Below are 4,031 nucleotides of genomic sequence, written 5' to 3'. Positions count from 1 at the left end.
TTTACCAAAGTATCTAATGCTTCCCAAAACTCATTATTCATTTTCTTTGCCATAACATCCAAATTTTATAGTATTTTCTTTGCGTCTTAAAAATTCTTTAATTAATAATGGTTGTATTAACGGATATGTCCATTGTTGAGGCAAATCATCAAATAGCATTATACTTTCCATTTCGCTATTCAAATTATCATCAAAAGTTTCTATTTCTGCAAAAAACAACTTTCCAAAAGTTTCATTTCCAACTTCATTGACTCTATTTTTTCCTGTAACAGAATAAACGCAAACTGGTTCTATTTTAAATTTAACAGCTCCTGTTTCTTCAATTAATTCTCTTTTGGCAGTGTCATCAATAGATTCATTGATCTCTCTATGCCCACCTGGAATTTCATAAGTATTCCGTTCTTTATGCTTGCAAAACACCCATTTGCCATTTGATACAGAAATAATAACAGCGAACTTTAATAAAGAATCATCAATGTAATCATAAAAATTTAACTTCCATATTAGTCTTTCCTAAAATTTTATAATTCAAAAAATATTATTGAAATCAAATCATATTTAATTGAATGATAAAACGTAAATGTTTTTTTTACGTAAGTTTTTATTTCTTTTTCAAAAATTCCACTTCTTGATCAAACCATGTTTCAATATGATTTTTAATATCCAAAACAGAATCATCCAACGGTATATGAAGTCCATGACAGCCGCCATCGCAATGTCCTATTTCTTTTCTTTTCCTTCCGCAGCCATAGCCTTTTTCTATAATTTTTTGCAAAACTTCAGGAAATGCTTTTATTATTTCAGCATATTCATTTATTTTGGTCGGTTTTACATTAATGTGATAGCCATTATTTAAAGAAGCATTGATTCCCCATACATCTTGTCTTTTATAACAATATTTTATATAGACATGAAAACCTTTTATTTCAACAACGCATTTAAGTCCCTTATCTAAATAACGCTGATGAAGATGTAAAATAAAATTCTGCACATCTAAAGACAAAGACCTAATTGTATCTTTTAAAATGAAAAGCTCATCAGTTTTATCCTTTTTTATTGCCCTGTAATCGCAGCGAAGAAAAACATCTTGGTTAACAAGAGTGCCATATTTACCTTCAGAGATTGCCATGACTTTCATACCAGTCAGCATAGCTGGGTTATCTGGATATGTAATCTTTATAGTTTTGATTTCTTTTAGATCCTGCTTTTTGAGATTGATATCCATGCCTTCAATGCTTAGACCGCAATCAGACAAAAAACGCAGGCATTCAAGATTTTTTGCGACAGTCTGTTTTTCATTAAATACATTATTTCCACAAACAAGAGCTTGTTCGTTTTGATCTAAAACGCCAAAGTAGCCAATTCTTATTAATATGATTCTTAAATTATGCAGAAATGGATAATATATTGAAAGCGTGGTACGATTTTCGTTTCCATGGGGGTTCTTTTTGCTGATATCATATACATCGCCTTTATCATATAAAGTGTCATAAAGTCTAGCCAAAAAGGATCTAAACGCACCAACACCCTCTCTTATGTCCTGTTCTGCACATAACAAAGCATCTGTATAAACAGGATTGATTGCATAGTTTTCTTGAGTTTGAGGCACCAATATTTCATTCAAATATCTAGCCAAATCCCTAAGCGTTTTCTTCATTAATTTTTCTCCTTATATCTAATTTACTTTCGCCAAGTACGATTAAACGATCATTTTTCCTTGCCAAAATAACTAAGTTGAATTAATAAAAGGTACACTAAATACTTTTAACAAATCGGGATATGGAGCATTATTAGAACCTGTCTCACATGCACAAAAAAATAAATGAAATATTTGATCTGAAGGCAGGTCTTTTTTTGAATCATCATATGTGATCATATTTAATCTTCACTATATAAGACATCTTAAATGTCTGGATTAAGCGCTAATTATTTGAATACCATCAATAATAATGGCAATTCATTAGAAAAAAAAGATATTATTATAAAAAATTTAATCAATAACAACCATTAAATTTATACTAAAATTATACAATACACCTATTTTTTGAACAAGTGTTTTAACATAAAATTTGAACAATTGTTTTTATATAAAAAAGAGACCAAAACCTGGCCTCTTTTTAATTAGTAAAAACAAAAACTATTCAAATGTTAACATAAGAGAATCGCAAACAGGCTTATATCCTATTTTTTGATAAATACTATTTGATGTGGGGTTGGCTAAATCTGTATATAATACGCATCTATTAAATCCCTTTTCAAGCGCCATTTGACTAAGTTGAGCAACACATGAAGTTGCATAACCATTTCCGCGAAAATATGGAGGAGTATATACAAAAGCTATGCCGATAGCTGTCGGCATCTTTCTTGTAAATGCTGCCATAGAAACAGGCATTCCATCGACCTCTAAAATATAAAAATTCTTTGATGATATTCGATATTGATACGGTTCTTTATCTTGTGGAACTAACATTTGCGTCGGTCCATATTCAACAGCTGCAATAAAAGCTTCAAGCCAATATGGAAAGAAGCACATATCTTTTTCATTCAGCAAACGAACGGTGCCGACTTGTTTAATTTCGGGATTTACGACTTTAAGTTCATATATACGCTGATCCATTTTCGTTTTAAAGGTCAATCCCTTTTTAACTGTATATTTCTTAGCAAAATACTCAGCTAAGTTTTTTTCGGTTGTTACACCAGGAATTTCATAGTCTTTCAGTCCGTCTATTAGACAATCTATAACTTCTGGATCTATAATATTATCTGTTGCATAAAGTAAAATATTATGTGGCGGTGTCATTAACGCAGTAAGTTTTATACCGTTATCATCAGAAACAGTTGCCATAATCCAATTAGCAGGATCGCGCCAGCCAGTTTTATCTTTTCCCTCATGCCCAATTATGATATTACCAAGAAGAATCATATTTTGAGATTCATGACACATCAAAATATCATAGGTATCATTGTAAAACCCATGCACATCATTATACAGCTTAAATTGCATTGATATATCCCCTTTTAAATTTTATAGCTAAATCTTGATTTGAAATACTTGTTTTTTCTTATATATCATTTTACTAGATTTATGATGAAATTAATAATGATTTATCCTAGTTATGTACTTTTTTATTAATGCTATTTAGTATGGCTTCTACTTGTTCTTTGTTTTCAAATAATACACAGCCACCATTATGTTCTTTCATTAACACATTGCTATCACGTAAAGCATCTTTTAATGAACTGTTTCTTATATTAATATCTGAAAACGGGAAAAATGGACATGGTTCTGCTCAAAGAGCTTATATGAAAAAATCCTCTTCCAGCAACTAGACATCCGCCGGATAATTTCTCATCTCCGGGAAAAGAAATAAACAGAATTAAAATTAAATATTATGAAAATACTTTTTGACCTTTTTATAATTCATTCTATTAAATATATAATTTCATCTGATAAGCTGATATGATCTGGATCCCATTTTCTTTTGGGACAGTTTTTTATATCATATGGAAGTCCCAAGCTATTAACAAATTGAAAAAACTTATCATCTAGCCATGGCGGAGTCCATGCGCCAGACCTGCATATATGAATAGCCGACACCATAATAGATTTGTCATTTAAATCATGAAAATCATAGTATTTTATGTTGTAAATATTATTCATCGTTTCAAAATATTCTGGTTTCTCTACTGTATACGGACTATAAAAAATGTAAGCGTTTTTGATTTTATTATCCTTAAGAAGTTTTCCAAGCCAGTTGGAACAGTTAACTTCAAAATCAAGTGATGTAGGTCCGCCGTACCCAAGATCGGCATGGGCATCAAACAGATATACTTCTTGACAATCGTTTTCTTTGGCTATTTTATAGGACAAGGCATGAGAATCTGATACGTAGAACTTTATATTTTTTTCAAATTTAAAATGTTGTTTAATTCTATTCCAAAATAAGTTTAAATCAAAAGAAAGCTGTATTTCTTTTTGAATATCCTTTCTCTGAACTTTTGCTTGAATATATCTTTTATACCAATAATCG

4 protein-coding genes and 1 pseudogene are annotated in these 4,031 nt (G+C 30.5%); all 5 read right to left on the bottom strand.

The window, feature by feature from the left end; all coding sequences use genetic code 11:
• Positions 1-33: 33 nt before the first annotated feature.
• The gene (locus VIL26_06225) at positions 34-444 is read right to left on the bottom strand and encodes an NUDIX domain-containing protein (GenBank protein ID HEY8390525.1); all 411 of its coding nucleotides are present in this window, start codon (positions 442-444) and stop codon (positions 34-36) included.
• Positions 445-601: 157 nt separating this feature from the next.
• Positions 602-1,657 carry a hypothetical protein gene (locus VIL26_06220; GenBank protein ID HEY8390524.1) on the bottom strand — a complete coding sequence of 352 codons (1,056 nt, stop codon included), beginning with the start codon at positions 1,655-1,657 and terminating at the stop codon, positions 602-604.
• Between the two features lie 480 nt (positions 1,658-2,137).
• Positions 2,138-3,004 carry a GNAT family N-acetyltransferase gene (locus VIL26_06215; GenBank protein ID HEY8390523.1) on the bottom strand — a complete coding sequence of 289 codons (867 nt, stop codon included), beginning with the start codon at positions 3,002-3,004 and terminating at the stop codon, positions 2,138-2,140.
• Between the two features lie 106 nt (positions 3,005-3,110).
• A pseudogene (locus VIL26_06210) lies at positions 3,111-3,378 on the bottom strand (radical SAM protein).
• A gap of 43 nt (positions 3,379-3,421) precedes the next feature.
• Positions 3,422-4,031, bottom strand: a 610-nt coding sequence (locus VIL26_06205) for an arginase (protein ID HEY8390522.1), incomplete at its 5' end; no start/stop codon positions are given.

The organism is Clostridia bacterium (assembly GCA_036562685.1).
GTDB lineage: Bacteria > Bacillota > Clostridia > Christensenellales > DUVY01 > DUVY01.
This window is presented reverse-complemented; position numbering and strand designations above follow the sequence as displayed.

Bases quoted from the DNA above. Each gene is read 5' to 3' on its own strand.
- VIL26_06215 (HEY8390523.1), bottom strand. From the start codon at position 3,004: ATGCAATTTAAGCTGTATAATGATGTGCATGGGTTTTACAATGATACC.
- VIL26_06220 (HEY8390524.1), bottom strand. From the start codon at position 1,657: ATGAAGAAAACGCTTAGGGATTTGGCTAGATATTTGAATGAAATATTG.